The sequence below is a fragment of the Ruegeria sp. AB8 genome (assembly GCF_056542605.1).
This window is the reverse complement of the sequence record NZ_JBQGAB010000109.1, coordinates 1-819: the sequence shown is the minus strand read 5'-3', so window position 1 is coordinate 819 and position 819 is coordinate 1. Positions and strand designations below refer to the sequence as shown.

Here is an 819-nt window from a genome sequence, read left to right as displayed (position 1 = left end):
GGATCTGTTGCAAACTTTTGGCTGTTGACGAGGTCAGATGCTGCGGGTGAATGACTTTCGGTAAAATCAGTCGAAAGTCAGTTCATGATTTCCTTCAAAGGCGCGCAATATCCGAAGGATGTGATCCTGTTCGCGGTGTTTTTCTATGTCCGATACGGTGTGTCTTACCGGGATTTGGAAGAAATCATGGCCGAGCGCGGTGTTTCAGTGGACCACACCACGCTAAACCGATGGGTAACACGGTATTCTGGTGCAATCGCTGAGGCAGCACGTCGCCGCAAAGGGCCATGTGACCGTTCGTGGAGAATGGACGAAACTTACATCAAAGTTAAAGGCGCGTGGGTCTACCTCTATCGAGCGGTCGATAAACACGGCAAGACCCTTGATTTCATGCTTTCACGGCGTCGCAACAAACTAGCTGCCACCAAGTTCTTCGCCAGGATGTTGGAGATCAATGGATTGCCGAGGAAGATTGTGATCGACAAAAGCGGGGCCAACACTGCTGGCATTAAGGCGATCAACAAGATGTTGAAAAGCTTTGGCTGCCCGATCCCAATTGAGATGGTAAGGCGGAAATACTTGAACAACATCGTGGAACAGGACCACCGTTTCATCAAGAGACGCACGCGGCCAATGCTGGGGTTCAAGGCCTTTGCTTCAGCGGCGGCAACGCTCGACGGAATAGAAGTGGCGCACATGATCCGCAAAGGTCAAATCACACCCGGACTCTGCCCATTTCAGCAGTTCGCTGAGCTCGCCACCTGACGCACAAGCGGTTGCTGAAACAACTCAACGGGCTCAAATCTTTGCAACAAAACC

At 51.5% G+C, this 819-nt stretch carries 1 protein-coding gene; it reads left to right on the top strand.

The features are described from left to right. Positions 1–84: 84 nt before the first annotated feature. A complete protein-coding gene (locus ACR0CG_RS24005) occupies positions 85–765 on the top strand; it encodes an IS6 family transposase (protein WP_170484891.1) in 681 nt (226 codons plus the stop codon). Positions 766–819 lie beyond the last annotated feature (54 nt).